Here is a 25,413-nt window from a genome sequence, read left to right as displayed (position 1 = left end):
CCCTCGTGGGGGAGATGCCCGGCAGGGCAGAGGGGGGCGCTGTCCCGCCGGCCTTCAACCCTTTGCAACTGCACCTCATGTCAATTCTCGGTTGGTCATGAGGTAACGAGACGATGGCGATCCTTCGCGCCCCCCTCTGTCCTGCCGGACATCTCCCCCACAAGGGGGAGATTGGCAGCTTCGCTGTCCCGCCAGCCTTGCAACAAGGCCACTGTTGCTCCATTCGATCGGAGCTGAGCGCGACAAGGAGGAAACCGATGACGACCGCAAAAAGGCAGGCCCGCTGATGGCGCCGGTTAAGGTCGATCCTGCCAAGGTGCGCGAATTCGGGGATGCCGAAAGCTTCTACACCTGGCTCGGCCAGCACCACGACACCGAGACAGAAGTCTGGATCAAGATCCACAAGGTCGGTTCGGGGCTGCCTTCGATCACGCCCAAGGAGGCTATCGACGTCGTGCTGTGCTGGGGCTGGATCGATGCCGTGCGCAAGGGGCTCGACGACAAGAGCTATTTGCAGCGCTACACGCCGCGCGGCAGGAAGAGCACATGGAGCCAGATCAACGTCGACAACGTCGCCCGGCTGATCGAGGAGGGCCGGATGACCGAGCATGGGCTCAAACAAGTCGAGGCGGCGAAGGCCGACGGCCGCTGGGCGCGCGCCTATGGAAGCGGCAAGGACATGAAAATCCCCGACGATCTCCAGGCGGCAATAGACGGCGAGCCCAAGGCCAAGGCGATGCTGGCAACGCTCAGCGCGCAAAACCGTTTCGCGCTCGCCTTCCGCATCCATAACATGAAGACCGAAGCCGGCCGCAAGAAGAAGATCGCAGCGTTCGTCGAGATGCTGAAGCGCGGCGAGACGATCTACCCGCAAGGGAAGAACTAGCTTATTGGCGATTAGGCGCCGCCTGCCCGATGGACCGCCTGATAGCGCACGGTCACCGGGGAGCAATCGCCGCCGTCAGGCCGCTCGCTTCGGTTCGATCGCAAACGGGCTGAGCCCCAGCCAGGCCTGCATCTTCCTTGCGATGTCCTGGTTGCCTGTCAAGGCGAGCTTCGCTCCGGCCCGCTCGACCGTGATCAGCCCCATCCAGATTTCGGTCATCGTGTGCAGGTCGGTCGAGACGTACAGGTCGACATCGAACCCCGGATCGTACCAGCACAGATCGACCTCGCCGTGCTTTTCGATGATCAGCCACCACGAGCGCTTGGACGCCGGTAGCTCCTGATACAGAAATTGTATCACTGTTCGCCCGTCTGGCAGCGGGGAGGGGTTCAGATTGCGCCGCATATCCCACATCAGCAGCGAAGGATCGAGGTTTTTCAGGGATAGCCGGGACTCGACCCATTTCTGCCCCCAGAAACCCATCGCATCGACGACGGAACGCAAATCTCTGCCCGCCTCCGTCATCTGGTATTCGAAGATGCCCTTCTCGCTGCGCACCTCCTTGCGCTCGACGATCCCCGCCAGCTCGAGTTCCTTGAGCCGTTGCGACAGAAGGGTCGGCGACATTTTGGGGACGCCGCGGCGCAAGTCGTTGAAGCGGGTCGATCCCGCCACCAGTTCGCGAAGCAGCACCATGGTCCAGCGGGTGCACAGCACCTCGGCGGCCATCGACAGCGGGCAGAACTGTTTGTATCCGGACTGGGCCATGATTGCGGTCTCTCCCTCCAACTAGGCCCGGACCATAGGCCTTCCCTGACAGCGCGGCGAGTACAGAAACTGTATCAGCCCAGTTCAGTTCGCGGACTGGCTGGCGCGGGCCTTGTCATGCGAGCCCTTTGGCCGGTGCACGGGATAGCCCTGTGCGCCTAACCAGGAGACATGACCCATGACCGCTTACATCATTGCAGACATCAAGGTGAAGGACCCGCAGTGGATGCCGGCCTACGCCGCTTCAGTCCACGACCTCGTTCACAATCATGGCGGCAGATACCTGTCGCGCAGCGGCAATGTGAAGACGCTCGAAGGCAAGCCGCTCGACACGACCCTGATTGCCTTAATGGCGTTTCCATCCGAGGCGGCGGCTCGCGCCTTCACCAACGATCCTGCCTACGCGTCCTTCGTGTCGGCCCGTCAGCGCGGCAGTGACAGCCGTTTCCAGTTGATCGACGACACCGATCTGGCTGGCACGATTTCCTATCTGCCGAAGGGATGACGAGCTTTGCGGGACGACGAGCTTTGCCGGCATTCGATGCGTCGAATTCCGAACCAACCAGCAAGAAGAAGTCGCAGGTTTTTCCGGCCAAATTCAGGCCAGGCTCTGTGCTTTGATCACAAGAACGGAATGAATATGACAAACTATCTTTGCAATAAGCTTCTCATGGCCGGCGCCGTCCTGTCGGTCTGCACCGCATTCGCGCAGGCTCATCAGGAGGCCGGTACGTTGCCTGGCGCCAATCCGCTGGCCGACAAGGTGCGTGCCGCCGACAGCCGTTTTCTCGATGTTTCGGTCGCCGTCGCCGAGGGCTATTCGCCCATTCCCTGCGCCAGCGGCATCACCGGCGGCGCCATGGGCATCCACTATGTCAACGCCGAATACTTGAAGAACGACAAGATCGATCTCGCCCGCCCTGAAGCCGTCATGTACGAACCGATGGCCGATGGAACGCTGAAGCTGGTGGCGGTCGAGTATATCACCTCGAAAGGCCCGGCCTCGCTGGACGGGCATCTGTTCAACTTCAACGGCGCGCCCAATCGCTACGGCCTGGGTGCTTTCTACGAACTGCATGTCTGGGCCTGGAAGGGCAACCCGACCGGCACTTTCGCCGACATGAACCCGAACGTGTCGTGCGACCCGACGGTCGCCCCAAGCCAGTAGGCGGTCAGGCCGGGCGGCGCTACTGCCGCCTGGCCGTTCGGTCTCCTCCCGCTGGCCTTGAAGCCACGTCCGGCTCCTCCATTTAGTTCGCAATAGCGCAACTTTCCGAGGAAGCGCCAGGAGTTGCTGGCCTCCGACAAACCAGAGTGGCCGCCCGTTCGGTTTTGGCGGGCAGCCTTAACAATCGAGCGTCTTCCTCGTTGTCAGACGAAGGGAGAACCAAAAATGGCAAAGGTCGTTTGCGTCCTCTATGACGATCCGGTTGACGGTTACCCGTCAAATTACGCACGGGATGGGCTGCCAAAGCTCGACCGCTATCCCGGCGGCCAGACGCTTCCCACGCCGAAGGCCATCGACTTCGAACCGGGCGTTCTGCTCGGCAGCGTGTCGGGCGAACTCGGCCTGCGGCCATATCTGGAAAGCGCCGGGCACAGCCTGGTCGTGACCTCGGACAAGGACGGTCCCGACAGCGTTTTCGAACGCGAGCTCGGTGACGCCGAAATCGTCATCTCGCAGCCGTTCTGGCCGGCCTATCTGACCAAGGAACGGATCGCCAAGGCAAACCAACTGAAGCTTGCGATCACCGCCGGCATCGGGTCCGATCATGTCGATCTGCAGGCCGCGATGGACCGCGGCATCACCGTCGCCGAGGTGACCTACTGCAACTCGATCAGCGTGTCCGAGCATGTGGTGATGATGATCCTGGCGCTGGTGCGAAACTACATCCCCTCCTACCAGTGGGTCATCAAGGGCGGCTGGAATATCGCCGACTGTGTCGCGCGCTCCTATGATGTCGAAGGCATGCAGATCGGAACCGTCGGCGCCGGCCGTATCGGCAGCGCGGTGCTGCGCCGGCTGCGGCCGTTCGACGTCACACTGCACTACACCGACCGCCACCGCCTGCCCGAGGCAGTCGAGAAGGACCTCGGCGTCACCTTCCACCCAGACGCCGCGTCCATGGTCGGCATCTGCGACGTGGTGACAATCAATGCCCCGCTGCATCCGGAGACGGAAAACCTGTTCGACGAGGCGATGATCGCCAGGATGAAACGCGGCGCCTATCTGGTGAACACGGCGCGCGGCAAGATCTGCAATCGCGACGCCGTCGCCCGGGCGCTGGAGAGCGGCCAGCTCGCAGGCTATGCCGGCGATGTCTGGTTCCCGCAGCCGGCTCCCAAGGACCATCCGTGGCGATCGATGCCACATCACGGCATGACACCGCATATCTCGGGATCGTCGCTCTCGGCCCAGGCACGCTATGCCGCCGGCACGCGCGAAATCCTGGAGTGCTGGTTCGAAGGCCGGCCGATCCGCGAGGACTACCTGATCGTCGACGGCGGCAAGCTGGCCGGTGCCGGCGCGCATTCCTATAGTGCGGGCGACGCCACAAGCGGTTCGGAAGAGGCGGCGCGCTTCAAGGCCAAGGCGTGATCCGACAGAAGTTTGAGGCATTTGCCCGGCGCGTACCCCCCACCCTAACCCTCCCCACAAGGGGGAGGGAACGCTGCCGCGCGCCTTTACTTTCCTTTTGGCGCGCCGGAAGGCAGGCAATTTGCCGAGGTCAGCGCCAACGGAAGTCTCCTCCCCCTTGTGGGGAGGGGTTAGGGTGGGGTCCTCTTCGCAAGAAGCCATATGCGATTGCCCTGCCAAGTGGGGAGATTGGCCGTCCACCCCAGCCGCTACGCAGTAACGGTTTCTTCTTTGCTTTTGCCGCACAATGGCCGCGACGGGGCAGGCGAAGTCCAGGGCATGGCTGACAAGAAGAATCGCAACGGAGAGTTTTGGGAGCTGGCGCTCGAACGCGCGCATCTTGGCGTCTGGGATTGGGATCTCAGGAGCGGCGACTGTTTTTACTCGGCGATGTGGTCGCAAATGCTCGGCTATGGTGAGGGTGAGCTCGTCGAGGCGAGCGATCTCTGGCTGCAGCTGACGCATCCCGACGATCGCGAGCGGGCGGTGGCCAGCGGCGAACGCCACATTACCGGCCTGACCGATTCGATCGAGACCGAGCTCAGGCTGAAACACAAATCCGGTCACTGGGTATGGGTTCTCGATCGCGGCGGGGTGGTCGAACGCGATGTCGAAGGCCGGCCGGTCCGGCTGATGGGCGTCCAGACCGACATCAGCAAGCAGAAGCAAGCGGAAGCAGAGCTCGAACAGGTCAATGTCCGGTTTCGCCTGGCATTGGCCGCCAGCGGCACCGGCATCTGGCATCACGATCTTGCCGCACGCAAAAGCTACTGGGACGAGCGCACGCGGGAAATCTTCGGGCTTGTCGCCGAAACCGACGAGGTGTCGCAAGACCTCTGGCACAGCTATCTGCATCCGGACGACAGGGCCGACGCCGAGCAGGCCCACCTGGCGCCGCTGCAAACCCAAAAGGTCGTCGCCGTGCAATACCGCATCATCAAGCGGGACGGCGACATCAGACATGTCGAATCGCTGATACGCTTCATCGCCGACGCCCAGTCGTCGGGCCAGATCCTGGGCACGGTGCGCGACATCACCGAGGCCAAGCAACGCGACCAGGAACTTGCCCATGCGGCCCGCCATGACGCCCTGACCGGCCTTTTGAACCGCGCCGCATTCGACCGGCTGCTGGCCCAGCATATCGCAACAGCGCGCCCGCTCGCGGTGTTCTACGTCGACCTCGACTACTTCAAGGCCTTGAACGACTTCGCCGGTCACGCCGCCGGCGACCTTGCACTTAAGCGCGTCGCCGAGCGCATTCTGGGCTGTCTGCCGCCGTCGGTGCATGCCGCGCGCCTCGGCGGCGACGAGTTCGCGCTGCTGGTGCCTGACTGCGGCGCAGCGCAAGCCGAGCGTCTCGCCGGCGCCGTTCTCGCGGCGGTTCGCGATGCCGACCTCGGCTCGACGGCGGCGTCGCGCAAGCTCGCGGCCAGCATCGGCATCGCCTTTGTCGCCGATGAGAATACCGCAGTGGCCGACGCGCTCGCCTGCGCCGACGACGCCTGCTATGCGGCCAAGGCCGCCGGGCGCAATCGCTTCGCGGTGTTCTCCCCTGAGACAACATCCGGGGGCCTCAATGCGGCGCGGCTGGCGGCCGACACCGTCGATGCCATGGAAGACGGAAGGCTGAAACTGTTCGGCCAGGAAATCCATCGCCTCGGACAACCCTGGCAAGAGAACCGCCATGTCGAGGTCCTGGCGCGGCTCGCCGGGCGCAACGGGCGGCTGATCCCGCCGGGCGAGTTCATCCCGGCGGCGGAGCGGTTCGGCATTGCCTCGCGGCTCGATCGCTGGATCATCAGGACGGCGCTCTCGCTGCATGGTCCGGCGCTGAAGTCAGGGGCGCTCACGCTCGGCTTCAACCTGTCGGCACAGACGCTGAGCGATCCGCAGCTTTGGGATTTCGTCGACGCCGTCATCGATGAGACCGGGGTGCCGCATTCCGGCATCGGCTTCGAGATCACGGAAACCGCCGCGGTCACCAATTTCACTGCTGCCGAAGAGTTCGTCCGCAAGGCGCGCGAGCGGCGCTGCCGCGTCAGCCTCGATGATTTCGGGGCGGGCATGAGCTCGTTCGAATATCTCCGCCGCTTTCCCGTCGACACGATCAAGATCGACGGTTCCTTCATCGAGCATATTGCGGAGAGCCGTTTCGACCGCGAGATCGTCTCAGCCATATCGGGCATAGCCAGAAGCCTCGACTGCTCCGTGGTGGCGGAGAAGATCGAAGAGCAGGATGCGCTCGACATCCTCAGGGATATGGGCGTTGCCTTCGGCCAGGGATTTCTGCTGCACCAGCCGGAGCCGCTGCAAGCGATCGTTACGCGGGCGAGCGCGCGAGCGGCTTTGCCAGCTGGACGGCGAGCGTAGCATTCGCTGGCCGGATGCGAGGCTGCAGGACCCTCGGATCAAGCCTGAGGGCATGCTTTTGGGCGACATGATTAACGGCCGCGAGAAAGTCTGGAAACAGTTCCGGCGCTCACACCGCGCGAGTTGGTCAGGGCTTTCCCGGCGGGCGATACCGGACCGACTTCGCCTTGCCGAGGGCTTGCATCGTTTCTTCGACGCTTAGGAGAACGGTGGTCTCGTACGAGCTGAGCGCGCCTCCCGCACCAATGGCAAGCGCGACAGATGCCATCGAAACGTTGTCTGGCGCCTCCCACAGATTCCAACCGTCGTGCTCTCCGAAGGCGTACCAGAACCCGTGCAGCTTTCCGCCGACCGACTCGATGTAGGTGCGGGCTGCCTCGCGTCTATCCTCGGGGTTTTCGATCAGGCGCGCCCAGGTCTCGGGCGTATAGCTGAATCGTGAGAGATACATGGGCATGGTTCGCCTCCAGGCCGACCCCAGCGGCTCGGCGTCGAGGGATCGAGGGGGGACTGGCGCCGAGCCTGACCGGTTGGGTAGTTCACCGGCTGACAAAATATGCGCTCAAGCTAATTTAAGCGCAACACCTATGAATCCGCGCTCCGAGGTCGATCAGGCCGATCTTGAGGGCAGGGTTTTTCCAAGCTGTCAGGACTTTAGGCATTGCAAGCAGGTCTTCGCCAATTGGCAATGGACGAAATGTCTTGCCATCGCTTCAAATGCTGCGCACCGGCCGGCGCCGTTCGGTCTTCTGATCACCTGAAAGGTGGTAAGGCTGGATAAGCACTTCCGCCGGAATGTGCCAATTCTTGTGGATCTGGTGCACCATTTCCATCGTCAGCAAGCGCTTTCTGTTCAAGATTTCCGAGGCTCGTGAAGCCGAGCCGATGACTTCGGCAAGGGCCACTTGCTTCAGGCCGGCCATTTCCATATGAGCGCGAATGGCCGTGACAGGGTCCGGCGCCTCGATCGGATAATGCCTGGTCTCATAGGCTTCGATGAGATCGGCGAGCACATCGAAACGGTCGCCGTCGGGGGAACCGATCTCGGGCTCGTTGTCGAAATATCGGGTGATCTCAGCGATGGCCCAGTCATAGTCAGCTTCGGTTTTGAGGGGGCGAATGTTTTTCATTACACGGTTTCCGCATCTATCTTATCGTATTCGGCATGAGTGCCGACGAATTTGATCAGCACCCGCTTGTACGTGTAGCTGACACGAACGATGACCCGGTATTTGTTGCCGGCGATGTCGAAAATCGCACTGATATCACTGACGAAGTCCACGTTCGCCCCAAACTGTTTCTTGATGTCAGCGGAGGTCTTCCATTCGACCTTGTCGACCGCCAGATACCAGGCCGTTAGCGGCCCCTTCGCCTGGGGGTGTCTGGTCCAGAAGGCGACAAGGGTCTTTTTGCTGACGATCTGCACGTCTTGATATAGCAAGTTCCCAAAACGGGAACAAGGGGCGAGTTCCCAGAACGGGAACCGAGGGCATGGTCAAGCACCGGCCGCAGTTATGATCCGGCCGCGGTGATGATCCGGGTCGACGCCGCTGGATGCGGATCAGGCGTTGCGGCTCGCCATATGCGCATCGAGCTTCCTTCTCGAAGGCCCGTACCGCTTGATGATGGTCGCGGCCTCGCTTGGCGGTATGCCGTATTTTTTCGCAAAAGCCGCAACGTCGTAAGGCTCCTCGCCCGAGGCCGGTTTGCGGTCCTGCTTGCTCTTGGATTTGTCGTCGGCCATGTCGTCCTCCGTCACGTCAGGTGGTTATAGGGCTCCTCGGTCGGCCCGACCACCTTGCCAGTTCGGAAAAGGACGGCACGCCCGGTCCGATCGGTTGCCCGGCGCCGGCGATGCTGGTTCCCGCTCATGGACTCGAACCACGATTCACGCCTTCAAAGGGCTGGCTTTGTAGGGCCCAACCGTTCAGGCAGATGCGCCAAAGTCCTTAGTTTGCAAGGCTTTAGTCCCTTAGCGTTCACCACTGTACACGGACGTATATTCGACGTATATTCGACGTGTTATCAAAACAACACGGCGGAAACACGATGGCCAAGACCCTCAAGGAAGCCCCGATCACGACGGCGAGCGCGCGCTCGAAAATGGCGGCTGGTGAATATCCACGGCGCCTCGATGCAGATGCGGCTGTTTGGTACCGGAAGGGCAAGCGCGGCGGTGTCTGGTTTGCCCGCTGGCGCAATTGGGGCGAAGGCGCAAATTACCTGCAATCGTCTGTAGGCCCCGCGAACGACGTCAACGACAAGCCGACAGATGGCCTGCTGACCTTTCCCCAGGCAGAGACCCTTGCCCGCCAGATCGTCGCACAGGCCCGTCAGGAGGCAAAGGCAGCCGCCGCCGGGCCGGTTCTAACCGTTCGGGGCGCCGTCGAAAGCTACGTTGCCGAGCGCGATGCTCGGGATAGCCGCAGAAAGGGCCGTGCGGTGCGCTCTGACGCCAGCCGGCGCCTGTCGCGATACGTCCTTGGGCAGGGCAAGCGTGGCAAGCAGGAAGCGGTTCCCGCCTCACCGCTAGCGGGGGTAGCGATGGCGGCCCTGACCGACAAACACCTGTCCGCGTGGCGGGCTGGGCTGCCGGTGTCCCTCGCCGAGACGACCAAGCAACGCCTCGTCAACGATTTGAAGGCCGCCCTGCACAAACAGCGAAGGCACCTGCCGCCGGCGCTGGTCGTCAACGCCGGGCTCAAGAGTGATGTTGATGTTGACGACGGCGCCGATGTGGCCCGCGAGAACCAGATCCTGAGCGATGGGCAGGTGGTACGGTTGCTGGTTGCAGCTCGGCAGGTCGACGGCGATCTCGACTGGGATGGCGATCTCTACCGGCTGGTACTCGTGCTGAACGCCACCGGTGCCCGGTTCAGTCAGATTGCCCGCATGCGCGTGAGAGACTGCCAGATGAAGGAATCGCGGCTGATGGTACCGTCCAGCCGCAAGGGCAAGCGCAAGAGCGGAAACATCGCTGTGCCCGTCGAGCAGGCAGTCATTGACGCCCTGCGCCCGATCGTGACGGGCAGGGCAGCCGATGCGCCGCTTCTGGAGCGCTGGCAATATCGCCAGCCTGCTGGCGGCATCAAATGGGAGCGGGCCGGGCGTGGGCCGTGGCAGACCTCGTCAGATGCGGCCCAGGCATGGAAAGCTATCAGGGAGAAGACCGGAATGCCGGGCGTGATCATGTACAGCCTGCGGCATAGTTCGATCGTGCGCGGTATCCGGGCGAACCTTCCAATCAGGCTTGTCGCGGCGCTGCACGACACGTCCGTCCAGATGATCGAAAGGCACTATGGCCGATGGATTGTCGACGGCCTCGAGGATCTCGCGGCGGCAGCAGTGGTGCCGCTAGTGCCGCAGGAGGACGGCGGGAGGATTACGCGCCTGCGCAGGCCGGCCTAATGGATGATGACGCTGTCGCCCGTATTCTGGCTGCTGTTGGTTCCAGGCACACGCCAGACAACCTGGACCGTGAGAAATTGCGCAGGGATCTCGTTTGGGCAGGGACATGGTATCGGACAAGCAAAGGTTTGCGCGCAAAGGCAAAACGTGATCGCCGGGTTAAGACGGCCCTGAACGCAGCGAAACGGTTCCAGCAGGCGCTTGCCAAGCTCGAATGCGGGGATTTGTCGCCGGTGATCGAAGCCCTGTTGGAAGGACCGTCGCTGACTAAAAGGCTTGAAGGTTTCATTGGGCAGGCTGAGGCCGCCCTAAGGTCCGTGCCAGAGCCAAAATGGGCGCGAGGCGCGGCGGCACAATGGGTAAGGGAACTTCACCTCAACGAGCGTAGCGCGTTGGAATGGCTCGCGGGGGTTGCGCTTGCGGAGATATATGAGCGGCACTTCCAGCGCCGCCCCCTCCATTCCGTACCTCCGGGAGGTGGCGAGCCTTACGGTCCGTATATCCGCTTCGCAACGCAGGCGCTGACCGAACTCGGCGTCAAAAACTACACCGCAGCATCGATCGCGAGCGCGCTCAAAAACGCACGCCGGCAGCGGTCGCGCCGGATAATGGGGCAAAACTGAACGAAATTTTCAGTTTGCCCCATTTTTTCAACTTCCCCCCGCTTCTGAGACCTTCCTCCCGTGAACGTCAACGCATTCACGGAGCGAAAGAGTGAACACGCAGCTTCAAGGTCATGCCTATACCATAGACACGGCGGTGGCCGTGTCCGGCATCGGGCGCACCAAGCTCTATGAGTACATCAGGCGGAAGCGACTCAAGGCGCGCAAGGCCGGCCGCCGCACGGTGATCTTGGCCGCTGACCTTCAGGCCTTCCTCGACAGTTTGCCTGTCAAAGAGGTCGCGTGATCCGCCATGACCTCAAGCAAGAAAACGCGCCGGTACGAGATCGGAGGGGCTCGGATAGTTGATCACGTCGGCGCGTTTATCAATCCGGGAGAAACACCGAGCCCCTTCACAATTCAAGATATAGCTACGGCCGTCGCTATCGTGGCCGAACGCTGCATATCGTCGACCAGCGTCGCCCCTCGTCCCGTTCGCCTCTTCGCGGAAATTGGGAGGGCGGCGGCATGAGTACGATCGCATCCCAGGGCCAGATCGAACTCCTCGTCGATGCCAAGGGCGTCTATGGCCTTAAATGGCCAAACCCCCGCTGGCAATCCGACGACTATTTTGGCGTGCAGCACCCGGCATTTCAGTATGTCCTGCGGCCCGACAGGATCAGCGAAGATCAGACCTACGGCCGGTCGCGGGCGCTGCACACGCTGCCCTGCAATAGTGGTGTTTGGCGGCGCTGTTCCGAACACGACATAGCGCGCGATCTTTGCAAACTAATGATCGCCCGGGCCGACCTGCATATTGATGGTCGCCTCAAAGAGGGTAGCCAAGCGCACTATTGGGGCCTAGTTCGCGGCGCTCAGCGTCTGGCGAACTGGCATATCGGCCGGGTGGTCGAAGAAGCAGCCGACAAGGGCGCGCTGAAATTGGCCCGTCGTTTTCCGTTTTCGGTTCGCTGGCCGATCTATTGTGCCGCGTCCCAGGAGCCCCGTTTTGCACAATTGGCCGAGACGTTCCCAGTTTTGGCGGTGCGTTTGGCGAGCGGAATGCCGGGGGACCTCTATCGCGAGATCGTAAACATGATCGTCGAAGGCCGGCGTCTGCGCGACATCGCGGCACTCTGCAATTTGCCGATTCAGATGCGACACATCGCACCGGGCGCAGCTGTCGACGCTCTGAATCTGGCTTCGCTCTTCGCTGATCGGCCCGATCTTCTCCAGCACATGCCTCCCACGACGGCGGCTGCGCGGCGATGGCTTCTAGCGCTCCAGATCGCTTGTCGTATTGGCGGGCCATTTGTCGAGTGGACGGCCCGCAACGCCGTGCGGATGGGGGGGCGTATGATCGAAGTACAATCGCTGGTTTCCGATCTCGGAGACTTCGTGCAGTCCAGCTATCAAAGTGAAGCGCTGACGTTGCCGGATCATGTGCGCGCAGCGTTGCATTTGCCGTCTTCCCACAAGCCTCAGCATTGCAAATTCGTGATACGCCGCTTCGACCCCGCGCAGTCGCTGCAAACCATCATTGCATTGTCGGAAGGATGGCACGAAGCCGTCGCTACCGCCAAATTTGACGGCCACGCATGTGAATTCCCTGCGCCTTGGTGTCCTGCCACCTCTGTGGCCGGCTTTGAGATCGTGCCAATCACGAACAGTGCCGATCTCTACCGCGAGGGCGCAGCAATGCACCACTGCGCTGGCACATACACCGGTGCCGTGATGTCCGGCAAGGCGTTCATCTACTCGGTTCAAAAAGACGGCAAGCGGGTAGCCACGGCTGAACTGGTACGCGACGGCGACCGCGCAAAACTCGGACAGGTTCGCGGTCCCTGCAACGCGCATGCTGACAAGGCAGTCACGGCCGCTTTGCGCACATGGCTGCGCAAGCATCCGGCTAACCTGCCTGAGCCGCCCAAACCCGAAACTTGCAGCACCATCGTTCGCGATCTCGACCCGGAAATTCCGTTTTGAAGGGGCGTGCTGATGAACATCCATTTCGCGGCAAAAGCCCTCGGCGGTAGCGTCACAGGCCCGAACAAGATTCTTGCGCCTGGCCCTGGCCATTCCGCGAATGACAGAAGCCTTTCCGTCGTCTTCGATGGCGACAGCTTCGTGGTTCACAGCTTCGCCGGCGACGCTTGGGAGGCCTGCCGGGGTCATGTCCGTCGGTTGCTCGGGCTCCCCGACTGGGAACTGCAAATGCAGGCAAACCGGACTCTTGCATCCAATTTCTCAGCTAAGCCCGATCGCGAAGCCGAGGCCCGCCGTATCTTTCGCGAGAGCCTAAATCCGCGCGGAACCTGGGCGGAAGCATATCTTGCCGGACGCGGGCTGCGCTTGCCCGCCGATCCCGAAATTTTGCTGCGCACGCTGCGGTTTCATCCTGATCCGCGAACAGAAGGCAAGCCGGTGTTTGGTCCAGCGCTGATCTGCGCCTTCACGCCGATTCTGGCAGACGTTGCCGGCGATCCCTTCCGCGACTCCCCGCCCGACGCCATGCACCGCATCAAGGGCCGCGGGAAGGGAAACAAGTTCATGCTTGGCCCGACTGCCGACAAAGCGGTGATGCTTTCGCCATGGTGGCAGGTCCACGAAACGCTCAATATTTGCGAAGGTGTGGAAACTGCGCTGGCGCTGTGGAACGAGGGCGCGAACAACCCCGACGACTGTTATCGGCCGATCTGGGCGTTGGGTAGCGCCGGTGCGATCGCTGCATTTCCCGTCATCGCGCGTGTTCGAAATCTGCGGATCTTCGCCGATAACGACTCAAGCGGAACAGGCATCAAGGCCGCGCGCCGTTGCGCCGAACACTGGGCAAGGTCAGGCAAGCGCGTCTGTATCCGCATGCTTGCTGAGCAAGGCTGCGATTATGCCGATTGAACGTGAAGAACACGTGGAAATCTGGGAACCGCAGCAGCCGGGATCGGCGAAGTCACATGAGGTAGGAACTGATGCTCGCGCGCCCGTCTTTTCAGATGAAGATCTCGCCCTGCGCTTTGCCGAGCGCCACGCCGGCGATCTGCGCTACGTCGCTGCGTGGGGCAGGTGGATGCGCTGGACTGGTATGCACTGGCAGTCGGATGACACCCTATTTGCTTTTCACTTAGCCCGCACGATTTGTCGGGACGCGGCCGCCGAATGCAACGGAAAAAAGCAAGCGAACCGCATTGCAAGCGCTCAGACCGAAGCGGCCGTCGAACGGCTTGCCCGCGCCGATCGCAGGCTTGCCGCGACCGTCCACCAGTGGGACGCCGACCCTTGGTTGCTCAACACGCCAGGCGGCGTAATCAACCTCAGGACCGGGCGCATACGTCCGCACGATCCGGCCGATTATCAGACTAGGGTAACCGCCGTAGCGCCTTCGGGCGACTGCCCGGCCTGGTTCGCCTTCCTCGATCGCGTGACGGCAGGCGCCCCCGAGTTGGTGGCCTTCATGCAGCGCATGTTCGGCTATTCCTTGACGGGCGATACGTCCGCCCATGCGCTGTTCTTCCTGTTCGGAACGGGAGCCAACGGCAAGAGCGTGACGATCGATACAATGTCCGGCATCCTCGCCGAGTATCACCGCGCCGCGCCCATCGAGACGTTCACCGCGTCAAATACTGAACGGCATCCGACGGAACTCGCTGGCCTCCGTGGCGCCCGCCTCGTGACTGCCGTAGAGACCGAGGAAGGAAGGCGCTGGGCCGAAAGCAGGATCAAAGCTCTGACCGGCGGCGACAAAATCGCCGCGCGCTTCATGAGGCAGGACTTCTTCGAGTTTTTGCCTCAGTTCAAGCTCGTGATCGCTGGCAACCACAAGCCAGGATTGCGATCCGTCGACGAAGCGATTCGTCGGCGGTTCCACTTGATCCCGTTTACGGTGACGATCCCGGCAAAGGAACGCGACCCCAACCTCCGGGACAAACTCAAGGCCGAATGGCCGGGCATCCTGCAATGGTTGATCGACGGATGCCTCGAATGGCAACGCATCGGCCTGCAACCGCCCAAGGCGGTGACCGACGCGACCGCTGCCTATCTGGACGCCGAGGATGCGATCAGCGCTTGGATCGACGAATGCTGCATTCGAGACCCCAACGCATGGACCAATTCGACCGACTTGTTCACCTCATGGAAAGCATGGGCCGACCGATCTGGCGAATTTTCCGGGTCGGCTCGGCAGTTTGCACAGAATCTCGAAGCGCGCGGCTTTGAACGGTTCCGAAAGACTTATGGCCGTGGTTTTCAAGGACTTAGAATAGATCGTTCCAACGAGGCACAAGCATCCATGTCGTACGCTACGGTCAAAACATGACGCTTATGATGTATCTGCGTATTATCGACCCACGCGCGCGCGTAGGGGGCTAACCAGATTTCTGGTCATATGCGTCATGAACTGACGAGCGCAGCGACACACGGCGTTACGAATGAGGCCAATGTGGGTGGCGCGGGTCAATCGATGCAGCCAATATCACGACAGACCCCGATCCCGGTGGCGTTAGCCCGGTGACTGCAGTATCTTGACGCCGCCATGCCAAACTCCAAATTGAACATACGGCAGGAGCGGTTTTGCCTCGGCCTCGCCGAGGGCCTCGCCCAGTCTCGCGCGTATGTCGAGGCTGGCTATACAGCGCGCGGCAATGCGGCTGAAGTTGCAGCGGCACGCCTGATCAGGAAAGTTCAGGTGGTAGCCCGCGTGGCCGAGTTGCAAGCCAAGGCTGCAAAGCGCTCGGAGGTTACGGTCGATAGCCTCGTCCTCGAACTCGACGACATGTTGCAGTTGGCCACGAAGCTGGGCCAGCCGTCGGCTGGCGTGAGCGCGATCATGGGCAAGGCGAAACTTTTGGGCTTGATCGTTGACCGCAGTGAGATTGAGGGCACCCTCAGAAAGCCGTCTCGGACAACGACTTCTGACAAGTCGATATCTATGGACGACTGGGTCAAAAGGTTCGCGCCGAAGCGCGTCAACTAGCGGGCCCGCCAAGGTGCCCGTCGACGTGCCCGGCCCCAAGGCCTCGTATAGGTCTCGACGTTTAGCCCCGTCCTGTTACTCAATCGACCTCAAGGTCGCAGCTATTCCCGAAGGCATCAGTTCCCTCGAATTCGTCGGCCGACGTCCATGTGCCCTCGAATTGAGTGGTCAGGCCATTGTCGAACTCCAACTCCCCGGACGCCTCTTTCGACCCCTGACAAACGTCGATTTCACCGTTGACGCTGTCGCTGCCGCATGTCCCCTCGACGTCCACAGATTTGCTGCCACCGCACTGTGCCGCGAGCATAATTAGGTAGTTCTGGTACTGAATTTCTGCCCGTGTCATGGTCACACACTTTTCGCCGACACGCTTGAAATTCTGGACGCACGAGAAGTTATTGCCGGTGTAATCGAGTTGCGCATTCTCAGGGATCGAGAATGGCTCGCATCCGCTGCCATTGCTGCGGAAACTTCGCGTGCATTTCCAAGAGTGCCCGGTGTAATCAAGTTCCGCATTTTGAGGCAGCCTTATGGCCCCGCAGGACTGTCCCTGCTGCTGATAGCCGCGATTGCAGGACCAAGAATGGCCGGTGTAGTCAATGGATGCATTGGCTGGGACCTGAACGGCTGCGCAGGATCGTCCCTGCTGTGGTAGCCGCGATTGCAGGTCCAAGAATGGCCGGTGTAGTCAAGAGCGGCATTGGCAGGAATGGTCACGAGAACGCAGCCGTTGCCGCTCTGGCGGAACCCTCTGTCGCACTCCCACGACCGCCCAGTATAGTCTAGGTGCGCGTTCGCAGGGATATCCAGCGAATAGGCGTAACCGAGAAAAGCCAATGTGAGCAATATTGCTGCAATTATCTTTTTGAACACCGCTTCCCCAACTTCTGGCTTTCGCTCTTTGTCATCCGAGAATACACGGATCGTCAAATGCAATCAGGTGCGAGGCACGATTTCCGCCGCCAGCGGTCTCCTCGGATTAACATTCCACGGCCTGAGAGCCGGAGGCCTCGATCTTACCTGCCGTCAACCGTAGGCAATAACGTTGTAAATATTATAAACGAGCGTATATAATCCTTACACAATTCAGGATCGCTCATGAAACCCGTCATTTCCTATCTTCGCGTGTCGACCAACGGCCAGAGCAGAAGCGGCCTAGGCCTTGAGGCGCAGCGTCAGGCCATCGCCCGTTTTGCCGAAGCCGAGGGGTTCAACATCACGGCCGAGTTCCTCGAAGTTGAAACCGGTAAGGGTGCCGACGCCCTGTCGCGTCGTCCGCAGCTTGCCAAGGCCCTTGCTGCGGCGAAAAAGGCATGTTGTTCAATTGTCGTCGCCAAGCTTGACCGACTTTCCCGTGATGTCGCCTTCATCGCTGGCTTGATGGCAAGACGCGTGCCGTTCATCGTCGCCGAGCTTGGTCCCAACGTCGATCCCTTCGTGCTGCATCTTTTCGCGGCTGTCGCCGAGCGTGAAAGAGCTATGATCTCCGAACGCACCCGTGCCGCACTTGCCGCTGCCAAAGAGCGTGGTGTCCAACTCGGCGGCCCGAGGCTTGCCGAAGCGCAGCAAAAATCGGTGGAGGTTCGGATGGCACAGGCCGACGCCTTCGCAGCCAACATCCTTCCGATCATCCGCGACATCCAAGCGAGCGGGGTCAAATCCCTGAGGCAGATCGCGGTGGCGCTCAATGCGCGCGGCATCGCTTCGGCGCGCGGAGGGACGTGGACTGCGGTTCAGGTGACGGACATTATCAATCGCGACTTGAAATCCACTGCGAGCCAGCCAGTCGGGACGGCACCACAAGATGAGGCTGCCGAAGTTGCTGAGCCCGGCTCTCGGACACCGCTTGGTTCGCGCTGGTAGCCATGCGACAATTTCTTGATTTTTGGGGGCGGAAATGGCTCTGCAGCTTTGGACAAACGATTGCGGCCACTATTTCGTCGACACCACGCTTGGCGGCATCCAGGTTGGCCAAACTTGGTGCACGCCCTATGGCGACTGGGCGGTTGAGGTTAACGACGAGGAGCTTTCCGCTCCCGACCTCGAGGCAGCAAAGCGGCTGTTTGTCGACCTATATGATCGATCCAAGATAATGGTGAGCCCATTCGCTATCTCGGCGGAAGGAGACGGCTTGGAAGCGGATTTCAAAATTATCGACCTGCGCCGATGAGAACGCACAGGCAATCTGCCATCGTAGGCGCCCCGGGCCCCGCCCCGCCGGGTTTGTCGGTGGCGGGGGTGGGGGGTGGCTTGTGGGGCCCCTATCAGGCGCGCGCTACCGACACCCTCGTTCACATTTCGGGAACTTCTCATGGCCGGCCGCTCTCATCCCCAAATCACTCTGAACGACCGAGTTCGACCCTTTTGCGGTCATTCAGTTGCGAGCGTTGCATGACGCGATCTGACCCAACCCTGACATTCCCTTGGGTAGATGGGAAGGTCAGGAGAGGGTCGAACCTTCGCATTCGCGAAAGGCAAAAGTGAGCTTCCAAAGTACCGGAAAGCCCCCACAATTGCGGAAAATAGTGACGGACCCGATACCGCTTCAGGCCTTGTCGGGGTGCTCGATCTCGGTGTAGAGGTTGCCCTGGGCGGCGCCTGACCCTGCGCGGCCCCCACCCGGCCCTCGCAGCACCCATGCCGCTCCCACCGCGAGCATCGCGCCGGCCAGTGGACCCGCCACGTAGACCCAGTAGCTCGTGAAATCGATGCCGACAAGATTCGGCCCGAACGTGCGCGCGGGGTTCATCGACGCACCGGAGATCGGACTTCCCCAGAGGCCCGCGAGCGCGATGTAGGCCCCGACCCCGATCGCCCCGAAAACGCCGATGTTCTGCGCTCCGGATGCCGTGCCGAGAATGACGCTGACGAGCCCGAACGTCAGCACCGCCTCCATCAGGAACGCGCTGCCCGCCGAGTAGCCTGCCGCCGGATGGTTCGACCCGTAGGTCGCCGAGACGTTGATCACAGCGTGCAGGAACAGCGCCGCGAGGGTGGCGCCGATCAGCTGCGCGATGATGTACCCGGGCACACGGCGCCACGGGAAGTCGCCGCGGAGCGAGAAGGCAACGCTGACGGCGGGATTCAAGTGAGCGCCGGAGACTTTGCCCATAAACAGGATGATCGCCATCACCATCAGCCCGGGCGCGACCACTGCCGAGCTACGGTCGATGGTGTTGGGAAACGCCTGCCCCATCATCCCGCCGCCAGCGGCGACGAGGACGAGGAAAAACGTCCCCAGCACCTCGGAGAATAGCCTGCGCCACTCCTGCTTCGGATCGGCGAAGTTCGCGAACGTGTCGACCAACGACTGCTCGTACCTTTGGATAAGATGTTGGTCAGGAGCACTCATCACAGTGACTTCTACTCGTCAGTCGGGGACGTGAGCGTCAGCAATTCGATGAACGATCGGGCCTAAGGTATGCATAGCACAACGCTACGCAAGGAGCCGCACGCGGTCAACCGTGAAACGGAGAGCGGGAGGCTTGTCACCATGGATCTTCGCCCTCCACGTGTCGCAAGGTGACTGACCGACGCTTCGCCACCTCACGCTCCGTCAACGCACGCCACCCGTCCGGCGGCTGGGCGTGCGGGCGCGCGCGATCGGATGGAGCCTTTGACGGCGGCACGGCAAAGGGCGATAGTTCGAGCACGGCATCGCCACAAAGAAAGGGGGGCCGATGAGCAGAGCCGAGGCAGGCCGGCCCAAGGTCGTCCCGCACCTCACCGCGGCCGAGCGTGCGGCGCGCGGCAAGGCAGCGCGGGTCGAGGTACCGCGGGCGCTCCATGCAGAGATCGAGATCTCAAAGGATCGGGATCCGGTTGCCTTGCTCGAGGAGCAGGCTGTCACGCGCTTGCCCGAGTTGGTGCCAACCCGGTACGGTCGGATGCTCGCGTCAGCGTTCGCCTTCTATCGTGGCGGCGCGCTGATCATGGCGACGGATCTATCGCGGACGCCCAACTCAGGCATCCGCACCCAGCTGTGCGGCGATGCGCACCTCTCGAACTTCGGCGCGTTCGGCTCGCCGGAGCGGACCCTCGTCTTTGACGTCAATGACTTCGACGAGACAACGCCGGGGCCGTGGGAGTGGGACGTGAAGCGCCTGGCGGCGAGCTTCGCGATCGCGGGCCGCGACAACAGCTTCTCGCACAAGGAACGAGCACATGCCGTCTTGGCCACGATCCGCTCGTACCGGGAGGCGATGCACGGCTTTGCCGCGATGCGCAACCTTCAGGTCTGGTACGCGAGCCTCCCGATGGAGCAGGTGCTGCGCGAATTTTCGGCCGGGGTCGACGTGAAACAGCTTAAGCGGGCAGAGGCCGACGTCGCCAAGGCACGCACGCGCGACAGCATGCACTCCTACGAGAAGCTGACCCACCTCGTCGATGGCGAACCCCGCATCATCAATGACCCGCCGCTCATCGTGCCGACCGTCGAGCTGATACCCCCGGGCGAGAGCCGCGACCAGATAGAGAATGAGATCCGAGACCTGTTCGGTGCCTACCGGCGCTCGCTGGCCAGCGACCGGCGCGTCCTGCTCGAGCAGTTTCGCTACGTAGACCAAGCTCGCAAGGTGGTCGGGGTCGGGAGCGTCGGCACCCGCGACCGTATCGCCCTCTTCCTGGGCGCCGACGACCGAGATCCGCTCTTCCTACAGGTTAAGGAGGCGCAACCGTCGGTACTCGAGCGGTTCGTGGGCAAAAGCGAATACGCAACCCACGGCGAGCGGGTCGTCGCAGGGCAGCAGCTGATGCAAGCCGCCACCGATATCTTCCTCGGCTGGCAGCACATCAAGTCCCCGCTCGACGGGCAGGAACGAGACTTCTACGTGCGCCAATTGAAGGACTGGAAGATGTCACTGGTGATCGAGGCGATGAGCCCGCCCGCCCTGGCCGCGTACGGGAAGGCCTGTGGCTGGGCGCTCGCGCGTGCCCACGCACGCTCGGGCGACCGGATCGCGATCAGCGCGTACCTCGGCAAGTCGGATGCCTTCGACCGGGCGATGGCCTCGTTCGCCGAGACGTACGCCGACCAGAACGAGCTGGACTTCGCGGCGCTCCAGGCCGCCGTCGCCTCGGGCCGGGTGAAGGCCGATACGGGTGTCTGATGGGCGGGTACATCAGCGCGATGCTGGGACTAGCCGTTCTACGCTTGGAGACCCCACACTCTGCGGGGTCCGGGCTACGGGGTCCGGGCGCGAGAACCTTGGAGACTGTCACGCAGGTCGTCATTCACCGGATCGGCGGTTGCTTCGCGCTTCAGCGCGCTTCCTGTCGGCCTTGCCAAATTCCGTCATTATGTTGACCAAGACGCTGCCCGTCCAACCGAACGTAAAGAGCCCCGACATGGCTATTATGGGTCCGATCAGACGCCATTGATCGGGCAGACTGACATTGCCTTCGCCCAGGGTCGTGTAGCTTTCCAGCACGAAAAAGTAGCTGTCACGCATTGACGGAATCAACCCAGATGCAGACACAGGGACTGCCCAGAAAAGTGTTTCCAAGAAGTGGAGAGCGCCGAGAGAACCTATTGTGAAGGCTAGCACTATGTTGATTCTCCACCGCGGCGTGATCTCACTTATTCGTATCCACGATCCGATGAAGCGCTGGTTGATGATTCTGATTCCAATCCCGTGCACGAAGATTACTAGTATCATGCCCAAGGTTCCGAGAATGATTTCCAACAGGGGCTTCGATGTAAAAAGTGCGTCCATCGTGCTATCCTAACATCCGGTCAGAGCTGAGTTGCTTAAGCAAAGAACCTAAGCTTCATGTTCAAACGAATTTGCTTGATGTTAATTGGTATTAGTCTTCCGTTGTCCCTCGGTGAATATCTAGACTGCCGCTTCCCGGTGCGAACCAAGCTCTCGACTACTTGCGTGGACGCTGAACCGGAAATCAGGTCAGGTCTAGCGACTTTCCGTTCGTAGAGCCTTGCTCAATTTTCTTTCAAAGCTGGCGAATGCGATCTCACGTTGGTAACGTAGTGGTTGACTGCTCAGTCTGTAAAAGTGACCCAGAGTTGTGCAACGATAAGTCAACGATGAAAAATCAACACTGCAGAGATGAGGCATAGCGCACGGCTCCCATTTGTCTCGGACCCGCTGGCGCTCGATGGGCGACTCAAACCACAAAGGCAATGGGCTGTTCAAACCAGAATCCCAGCGGACTGTGGGTGGCCTTGGCGTTCGTCGTCATTCACAAAGGATTTGCGAGGCAGCGCCAGCCGCCAAGTCAACGACCGCTTCACGTCTGAAAGCGTCACTTTGATGGAGCGCCCCTGAAGGTCCGCAGATGGCGCAACGTGCTCGTTCTGGCTGTTGAGCCGAATGGCAACTTCCCATCCATTTCGGCCGTTGGCGGCGACCAGCTGGTAGAGTTTGACCCTAGAACGCCGGCGTGCGAGATCGCCGCCGGGACGGCCGGTCGCCGGCACCCGCCCCGCCGGGGTTCGTCGATGGCGGGGGTGGGGGTGGCTTGTGAGGCCCCTATCAGGCGCGCCCGGCCCCTCGTTCAGGTTCCGCGCCCTCATAGCCGCCGATTGATGGTTCCCGGACAAGTGCGTGCAGCTGGCGGGCGATGAATTGCCACGGTTGGGCCAGGTTCACGGTCGCGATTTTTACAACGTGGCCATGTACCCGGTATACCGCGTCAGGCCGGCTCCTAGCCTCGGGGTAGAGCAGCAGTCCATCACACCTAGTATGTTCGCCAGCAGCTTGCGCATTACGAAGATACGCGAATAGTTGGTAGAGGTGGCTTGAGTGGAAGGTCGAAGCTCCTCGGTAAGTCTGAAGAGCGTCGGAATAGTACTTGGTATCGATGATCAATTGCCTCTGAGGCGAGCGAAGAAACACGTCTACACGCATGTTTGGGAGCTGGCCGGCGCCGTCGTCGGATATCAGCTCCGCATCCCATCTTATATGCAGAGGCTCAACGGAATACTTCCGCTGCTCGTTGCGGTAGAAGTTGCGGACGAAGGCTTCGAACACCGCGGCCATTTTTCGCTCATCGCGCAGGACGTCGTGGAATTGGTATCCTGAGCGACCTGGAGCGGGCAGCAACGAGTCGAAAGCGAGCTCGGCTACACGCAAAATGAGGCCGTAACCCGAAATGTTGCGATGGAGCTGCACACGCGAGAAAACTCCGCGATCGAGCCTTATGTCGGTCACATCTACAAAGTGACGAGAAACCTGCTGTAAGTCGCGCGCCAGATTGCGATCTAAAGTCGGTGCTTTGGCAAGCCGGCGAAGGGAAGCCTTAAGAATCTGGTTGTGTAGAACGTCGTGGCTGAGCTCATCAAATAGACAATGGAGCCGTCGCGCCCGACGCGACCACAGCCGCACCGTTCCGCCAAGATCTATCTGACCACGTAGGGTAGCAATGTCTTCCTCATGCGGCTCGTAACCGCGATCGAGGCCGCGCCTCAGAAGATTGCGAGTGCCTACCAACAAAACCTTTGCTAGCAAGTTCGGCAAATCGGGACTGGAGATGCCTTCAACCGAGATTGCTTTCGCCTCTTCGAATCGATCCCAGGCGTAGCAGAACAGATAGTAGATGTTCTCGATTGGGATTGATGGAGCAGGCAATGTCATAGCGGCGCAAGCAGCTCGCTTTCCCAATGTGCAACCTTGCCCGGGGCGTCAAACCAATATTCCCGCAGAAGGTGTAGGATCTCAGTTCGGATAACGCGCTCATACCAAATCCAGCCATCTTCGAGCTTCCAGGGATTGGAGCAGAAGAAACTGTGCCCGATCTCAAATCCGCGTCCGAGGTTGGCGGTGTCTGATGCGATTTCGTCGTTGAGTGCCCCAACGCGCATGATCAGCGCGTTGATGACGTCATGCGACACGCCAGCTTGATCCAGCTGCGAATGAAACTTCGGCGAGCTTAACTTCGGCACAAGGTCCACAAACGCGAAGCGACGGCGCAGGGCGTAGTCTACAACCGCAAGAGATCGATCGGCAGTGTTCATCAAACCGAGAAGATAAACATTACCTGGAACGTGAAACGGCACCTTGCCCGAAGCCAGTGCCATTGCCCAATCAGGCGACCGCTTATCAGCTTCGATGAGAAGCATAAGCTCGCCTAGTATCTTGCTCAGGTTACCTCGGTTGATCTCATCGATCACGAAGACATAACTGTTTTGGGGATCGGCTTCGGCTCGGCGACAAAACTCGACAAACTTACCCGGTCGAAGCTCAAAGCCGTCTGCGGTGGGGCGATAGCCCTCTACAAAATCTTCGTACGAATATGACTGATGGAACTGAACAAACCCCAGTCGATCGCGATCCGTGGCGCCCATGAGAGCAAAGGCTAGACGCTGTGCCGCGAAGGACTTACCTACGCCTGGCGGGCCTTGCAGGATAATGTTCCGCTTCGCCTGCCAGAGCAGCATAATCTGTTCGGCTTCGGCGCGATCTAAGAAGAGCTCTTCAAGCGCATCGTCGAGTGTGTAGGAATTCCCCGTGGCAGCGGGTGCCGAAGATACGACTACGTCCTCGTCGACATGAGGAAGAGACTGCCCTGCGAAGGCCTGATACGCACGGTTAAGGATCGAAAGAAGTGTTGGGGTAGCTTCGGTTAGGTAAGCGCCCTGATTGAGCCCGCGGTGCGCATTATAAAAGAGCCCCTTGGCTCCGCTTTTTGCGAGCTCCGACAGTTCGGTCGCAAAAGGTTCGGTTGCAAGAAATGCTGACCGCTCGAGCGTGGGAACAAGCGCCTCATAGTCACGCAAAGCAACCCTGTACGCAGCACCTTCCCAATCCGTGCCAGCCAGACCTTGAAAACTGTCGTCGACAGCGTCCAATGCGATCGAGACCCCAGTTATGGCTTCATTGTCGGTAAGGTGGAATACGACGTCTCCGGGCTGCACGGCACGCATGTTGGAATATATGTCACCGCCGCTCTTCGAGCGCTGGGGCGACCACAAGGCGCGTCCGAGGCTGTGCTCACCCTGCTCACGATCTAACCGGCCAGTGACCAGGGTCTTTTCGATCCAATAGCGGCGAGAGCGATCGGGCGACGTACTCTGACCGTCGTCAGTTTGGATCTCGAATCCCAATCTCTCGAGATGTTTACGTGCGTCGGTCCCACTACACCCTTCGTTGTCAAGGGGCGCGCCATTGGGCATGAATTGATGGGCGACACCGAAAATGGCCTTTGATGGGTAGCGCTTACCGTCTCGCAAAACCCAGTAGCTGATAGCCGAACCAAAATTGTAGGCCTCCATGAACGCGTCGAAACCCAGCGCATCGTATTCATCCATCGCTTTGTTGACGGCATCGATGTCAAGACGTCGACTGCCACTCCGTCGCGAGGCACCCTCCCGAAAGTTTCGGTAGTAGTTGATGGCGGTGCGATAGTTGCTGAGGTCGCGATAGAGATCCGAAGATATGCTCAATTTGGAGGGGTTGGGCCGGTCCGCTGCTCGATCCTGAGCAGTGTAAGCAAGAGCTCGCATGACGCCGTCCAGTCGATCGGCATCGTAGTGTTCATCCAAATCGCCGTAGGCAGCCGCGAGATTCCGGCATTCGGATAGCTTCGTACTGACCGTGCTCGGCTTGTAATTCGTTCTAAGCCATTCTCGAAAGCCGCTCTCGTTCATGTCTCTCCACACTCCACTTATCCAGAGTTTGACTATCCCATATTACGCAGTCAAACACGCATAAGCTTGTAATAGCCGGCGATTGCTTTCACGAGGCTCAACCGGCCAGCCACAGGCGCGAGGAGCAGCTGCAGAGCGGATCCGTTTTTGTCAGCAGACATGTGACGCGTT

General features: G+C 60.7%; 25 protein-coding genes. 15 read left to right on the top strand and 10 right to left on the bottom strand.

Annotated features, from left to right (window positions below; genetic code table 11):
- The first annotated feature begins 286 nt into the window (after nucleotides 1–286).
- Entirely contained in the window at nucleotides 287–886 is a 600-nt protein-coding gene (locus AC0L3I_RS18435) for a YdeI/OmpD-associated family protein (protein WP_473488231.1), read from the top strand.
- A 75-nt stretch (nucleotides 887–961) separates the two neighbouring features.
- Here the strand turns inward: AC0L3I_RS18435 and AC0L3I_RS18430 are convergent, their stop codons facing one another.
- Nucleotides 962–1,654 carry a winged helix-turn-helix transcriptional regulator gene (locus tag AC0L3I_RS18430; protein ID WP_473527825.1) on the bottom strand — a complete coding sequence of 231 codons (693 nt, stop codon included), beginning with the start codon at nucleotides 1,652–1,654 and terminating at the stop codon, nucleotides 962–964.
- 178 nt (nucleotides 1,655–1,832) lie between these two features.
- Here AC0L3I_RS18430 and AC0L3I_RS18425 point away from each other — a divergent pair, with 178 nt between their 5' ends.
- The 4 genes from AC0L3I_RS18425 to AC0L3I_RS18410 all read left to right on the top strand — a co-directional run bounded on the left by AC0L3I_RS18425 (nucleotide 1,833) and on the right by AC0L3I_RS18410 (nucleotide 6,662).
- Nucleotides 1,833–2,159 (top strand): DUF1330 domain-containing protein, encoded by a 327-nt coding sequence (locus AC0L3I_RS18425; RefSeq protein ID WP_473488209.1) that lies wholly within the window; start codon nucleotides 1,833–1,835, stop codon nucleotides 2,157–2,159.
- Nucleotides 2,160–2,294: 135 nt separating this feature from the next.
- The gene (locus AC0L3I_RS18420) at nucleotides 2,295–2,822 is read left to right on the top strand and encodes a hypothetical protein (RefSeq protein WP_473527824.1); all 528 of its coding nucleotides are present in this window, start codon (nucleotides 2,295–2,297) and stop codon (nucleotides 2,820–2,822) included.
- A gap of 225 nt (nucleotides 2,823–3,047) precedes the next feature.
- Nucleotides 3,048–4,253: an NAD-dependent formate dehydrogenase gene (locus AC0L3I_RS18415; RefSeq protein WP_473488207.1), complete on the top strand. Its 1,206-nt coding sequence runs from the start codon at nucleotides 3,048–3,050 to the stop codon at nucleotides 4,251–4,253.
- Between the two features lie 318 nt (nucleotides 4,254–4,571).
- Complete coding sequence (locus AC0L3I_RS18410; RefSeq protein WP_473488206.1) at nucleotides 4,572–6,662, top strand: EAL domain-containing protein; 2,091 nt, start codon at nucleotides 4,572–4,574, stop codon at nucleotides 6,660–6,662.
- A 127-nt stretch (nucleotides 6,663–6,789) separates the two neighbouring features.
- On the opposite strand, the gene AC0L3I_RS18405 is transcribed toward AC0L3I_RS18410, so the two are convergent.
- From AC0L3I_RS18405 to AC0L3I_RS18390, 4 genes are all read right to left on the bottom strand, one after another.
- On the bottom strand, nucleotides 6,790–7,119 hold the full coding sequence (locus AC0L3I_RS18405) for a GYD domain-containing protein (protein WP_165848547.1): 330 nt from the start codon (nucleotides 7,117–7,119) through the stop codon (nucleotides 6,790–6,792).
- A gap of 256 nt (nucleotides 7,120–7,375) precedes the next feature.
- Nucleotides 7,376–7,792: a helix-turn-helix domain-containing protein gene (locus AC0L3I_RS18400; RefSeq protein WP_473527823.1), complete on the bottom strand. Its 417-nt coding sequence runs from the start codon at nucleotides 7,790–7,792 to the stop codon at nucleotides 7,376–7,378.
- Nucleotides 7,792–8,088, bottom strand: a complete 297-nt coding sequence (locus AC0L3I_RS18395) for a type II toxin-antitoxin system HigB family toxin (RefSeq protein ID WP_473527822.1) — start codon at nucleotides 8,086–8,088, stop codon at nucleotides 7,792–7,794. Before AC0L3I_RS18395 ends, AC0L3I_RS18400 begins: the two co-directional genes overlap by 1 nt.
- A 135-nt stretch (nucleotides 8,089–8,223) precedes the next feature.
- Complete coding sequence (locus tag AC0L3I_RS18390; protein ID WP_473527821.1) at nucleotides 8,224–8,406, bottom strand: DUF3606 domain-containing protein; 183 nt, start codon at nucleotides 8,404–8,406, stop codon at nucleotides 8,224–8,226.
- Nucleotides 8,407–8,711: 305 nt separating this feature from the next.
- Here AC0L3I_RS18390 and AC0L3I_RS18385 point away from each other — a divergent pair, with 305 nt between their 5' ends.
- The 7 genes from AC0L3I_RS18385 to AC0L3I_RS18355 all read left to right on the top strand — a co-directional run bounded on the left by AC0L3I_RS18385 (nucleotide 8,712) and on the right by AC0L3I_RS18355 (nucleotide 15,638).
- Nucleotides 8,712–10,070 (top strand): tyrosine-type recombinase/integrase, encoded by a 1,359-nt coding sequence (locus tag AC0L3I_RS18385; protein WP_473527820.1) that lies wholly within the window; start codon nucleotides 8,712–8,714, stop codon nucleotides 10,068–10,070.
- A complete protein-coding gene (locus AC0L3I_RS18380; protein WP_473527819.1) occupies nucleotides 10,070–10,693 on the top strand; it encodes a hypothetical protein in 624 nt (207 codons plus the stop codon). Before AC0L3I_RS18385 ends, AC0L3I_RS18380 begins: the two co-directional genes overlap by 1 nt.
- Before the next feature lie 91 nt (nucleotides 10,694–10,784).
- Nucleotides 10,785–10,979: a helix-turn-helix domain-containing protein gene (locus tag AC0L3I_RS18375; protein WP_473527818.1), complete on the top strand. Its 195-nt coding sequence runs from the start codon at nucleotides 10,785–10,787 to the stop codon at nucleotides 10,977–10,979.
- A 221-nt stretch (nucleotides 10,980–11,200) separates the two neighbouring features.
- The gene (locus AC0L3I_RS18370; protein ID WP_473527817.1) at nucleotides 11,201–12,658 is read left to right on the top strand and encodes a PcfJ domain-containing protein; all 1,458 of its coding nucleotides are present in this window, start codon (nucleotides 11,201–11,203) and stop codon (nucleotides 12,656–12,658) included.
- Between the two features lie 12 nt (nucleotides 12,659–12,670).
- Entirely contained in the window at nucleotides 12,671–13,567 is an 897-nt protein-coding gene (locus tag AC0L3I_RS18365; RefSeq protein ID WP_473527816.1) for a DUF7146 domain-containing protein, read from the top strand.
- Nucleotides 13,557–14,981 carry a phage/plasmid primase, P4 family gene (locus AC0L3I_RS18360; protein WP_473527815.1) on the top strand — a complete coding sequence of 475 codons (1,425 nt, stop codon included), beginning with the start codon at nucleotides 13,557–13,559 and terminating at the stop codon, nucleotides 14,979–14,981. The genes AC0L3I_RS18365 and AC0L3I_RS18360 overlap by 11 nt, the downstream gene beginning before the upstream one ends.
- Before the next feature lie 216 nt (nucleotides 14,982–15,197).
- On the top strand, nucleotides 15,198–15,638 hold the full coding sequence (locus tag AC0L3I_RS18355) for a terminase small subunit (protein WP_473527814.1): 441 nt from the start codon (nucleotides 15,198–15,200) through the stop codon (nucleotides 15,636–15,638).
- Nucleotides 15,639–15,717: 79 nt separating this feature from the next.
- Here the strand turns inward: AC0L3I_RS18355 and AC0L3I_RS18350 are convergent, their stop codons facing one another.
- Nucleotides 15,718–16,311 (bottom strand): hypothetical protein, encoded by a 594-nt coding sequence (locus tag AC0L3I_RS18350; protein ID WP_473527813.1) that lies wholly within the window; start codon nucleotides 16,309–16,311, stop codon nucleotides 15,718–15,720.
- Between the two features lie 425 nt (nucleotides 16,312–16,736).
- Here AC0L3I_RS18350 and AC0L3I_RS18345 point away from each other — a divergent pair, with 425 nt between their 5' ends.
- Nucleotides 16,737–17,501: a recombinase family protein gene (locus tag AC0L3I_RS18345; RefSeq protein WP_473527812.1), complete on the top strand. Its 765-nt coding sequence runs from the start codon at nucleotides 16,737–16,739 to the stop codon at nucleotides 17,499–17,501.
- A 34-nt stretch (nucleotides 17,502–17,535) separates the two neighbouring features.
- Nucleotides 17,536–17,808: a hypothetical protein gene (locus AC0L3I_RS18340; RefSeq protein WP_473527811.1), complete on the top strand. Its 273-nt coding sequence runs from the start codon at nucleotides 17,536–17,538 to the stop codon at nucleotides 17,806–17,808.
- Between the two features lie 375 nt (nucleotides 17,809–18,183).
- Here the strand turns inward: AC0L3I_RS18340 and AC0L3I_RS18335 are convergent, their stop codons facing one another.
- A complete protein-coding gene (locus tag AC0L3I_RS18335) occupies nucleotides 18,184–18,945 on the bottom strand; it encodes an MIP/aquaporin family protein (RefSeq protein ID WP_473527810.1) in 762 nt (253 codons plus the stop codon).
- A gap of 373 nt (nucleotides 18,946–19,318) precedes the next feature.
- Here AC0L3I_RS18335 and AC0L3I_RS18330 point away from each other — a divergent pair, with 373 nt between their 5' ends.
- The gene (locus tag AC0L3I_RS18330; protein WP_473527809.1) at nucleotides 19,319–20,746 is read left to right on the top strand and encodes a DUF2252 domain-containing protein; all 1,428 of its coding nucleotides are present in this window, start codon (nucleotides 19,319–19,321) and stop codon (nucleotides 20,744–20,746) included.
- Nucleotides 20,747–20,866: 120 nt separating this feature from the next.
- Here AC0L3I_RS18330 and AC0L3I_RS18325 read toward each other — a convergent pair whose 3' ends face one another.
- The 3 genes from AC0L3I_RS18325 to AC0L3I_RS18315 form a co-directional block, all read right to left on the bottom strand.
- On the bottom strand, nucleotides 20,867–21,352 hold the full coding sequence (locus AC0L3I_RS18325) for an ion channel (RefSeq protein WP_473527808.1): 486 nt from the start codon (nucleotides 21,350–21,352) through the stop codon (nucleotides 20,867–20,869).
- Nucleotides 21,353–22,129: 777 nt separating this feature from the next.
- Nucleotides 22,130–23,230, bottom strand: a complete 1,101-nt coding sequence (locus tag AC0L3I_RS18320; RefSeq protein ID WP_473527807.1) for a 5-methylcytosine restriction system specificity protein McrC — start codon at nucleotides 23,228–23,230, stop codon at nucleotides 22,130–22,132.
- Nucleotides 23,227–25,242 (bottom strand): AAA family ATPase, encoded by a 2,016-nt coding sequence (locus tag AC0L3I_RS18315; protein WP_473527806.1) that lies wholly within the window; start codon nucleotides 25,240–25,242, stop codon nucleotides 23,227–23,229. The genes AC0L3I_RS18320 and AC0L3I_RS18315 overlap by 4 nt, the downstream gene beginning before the upstream one ends.
- Between the last annotated feature and the right edge of the window lie 171 nt (nucleotides 25,243–25,413).

The sequence above is a fragment of the Mesorhizobium sp. WSM4840 genome (assembly GCF_055811755.1).
This window is presented reverse-complemented; position numbering and strand designations above follow the sequence as displayed.

Bases quoted from the DNA above. Each gene is read 5' to 3' on its own strand.
- AC0L3I_RS18435 (WP_473488231.1), top strand. From the start codon at position 287: ATGGCGCCGGTTAAGGTCGATCCTGCCAAGGTGCGCGAATTCGGGGAT.
- AC0L3I_RS18430 (WP_473527825.1), bottom strand. From the start codon at position 1,654: ATGGCCCAGTCCGGATACAAACAGTTCTGCCCGCTGTCGATGGCCGCC.
- AC0L3I_RS18425 (WP_473488209.1), top strand. From the start codon at position 1,833: ATGACCGCTTACATCATTGCAGACATCAAGGTGAAGGACCCGCAGTGG.
- AC0L3I_RS18420 (WP_473527824.1), top strand. From the start codon at position 2,295: ATGACAAACTATCTTTGCAATAAGCTTCTCATGGCCGGCGCCGTCCTG.
- AC0L3I_RS18415 (WP_473488207.1), top strand. From the start codon at position 3,048: ATGGCAAAGGTCGTTTGCGTCCTCTATGACGATCCGGTTGACGGTTAC.
- AC0L3I_RS18410 (WP_473488206.1), top strand. From the start codon at position 4,572: ATGGCTGACAAGAAGAATCGCAACGGAGAGTTTTGGGAGCTGGCGCTC.
- AC0L3I_RS18405 (WP_165848547.1), bottom strand. From the start codon at position 7,119: ATGCCCATGTATCTCTCACGATTCAGCTATACGCCCGAGACCTGGGCG.
- AC0L3I_RS18400 (WP_473527823.1), bottom strand. From the start codon at position 7,792: ATGAAAAACATTCGCCCCCTCAAAACCGAAGCTGACTATGACTGGGCC.
- AC0L3I_RS18390 (WP_473527821.1), bottom strand. From the start codon at position 8,406: ATGGCCGACGACAAATCCAAGAGCAAGCAGGACCGCAAACCGGCCTCG.
- AC0L3I_RS18385 (WP_473527820.1), top strand. From the start codon at position 8,712: ATGGCCAAGACCCTCAAGGAAGCCCCGATCACGACGGCGAGCGCGCGC.
- AC0L3I_RS18380 (WP_473527819.1), top strand. From the start codon at position 10,070: ATGGATGATGACGCTGTCGCCCGTATTCTGGCTGCTGTTGGTTCCAGG.
- AC0L3I_RS18370 (WP_473527817.1), top strand. From the start codon at position 11,201: ATGAGTACGATCGCATCCCAGGGCCAGATCGAACTCCTCGTCGATGCC.
- AC0L3I_RS18365 (WP_473527816.1), top strand. From the start codon at position 12,671: ATGAACATCCATTTCGCGGCAAAAGCCCTCGGCGGTAGCGTCACAGGC.
- AC0L3I_RS18360 (WP_473527815.1), top strand. From the start codon at position 13,557: ATGCCGATTGAACGTGAAGAACACGTGGAAATCTGGGAACCGCAGCAG.
- AC0L3I_RS18355 (WP_473527814.1), top strand. From the start codon at position 15,198: ATGCCAAACTCCAAATTGAACATACGGCAGGAGCGGTTTTGCCTCGGC.
- AC0L3I_RS18345 (WP_473527812.1), top strand. From the start codon at position 16,737: ATGAAACCCGTCATTTCCTATCTTCGCGTGTCGACCAACGGCCAGAGC.
- AC0L3I_RS18340 (WP_473527811.1), top strand. From the start codon at position 17,536: ATGGCTCTGCAGCTTTGGACAAACGATTGCGGCCACTATTTCGTCGAC.
- AC0L3I_RS18330 (WP_473527809.1), top strand. From the start codon at position 19,319: ATGAGCAGAGCCGAGGCAGGCCGGCCCAAGGTCGTCCCGCACCTCACC.
- AC0L3I_RS18325 (WP_473527808.1), bottom strand. From the start codon at position 21,352: ATGGACGCACTTTTTACATCGAAGCCCCTGTTGGAAATCATTCTCGGA.
- AC0L3I_RS18320 (WP_473527807.1), bottom strand. From the start codon at position 23,230: ATGACATTGCCTGCTCCATCAATCCCAATCGAGAACATCTACTATCTG.
- AC0L3I_RS18315 (WP_473527806.1), bottom strand. From the start codon at position 25,242: ATGAACGAGAGCGGCTTTCGAGAATGGCTTAGAACGAATTACAAGCCG.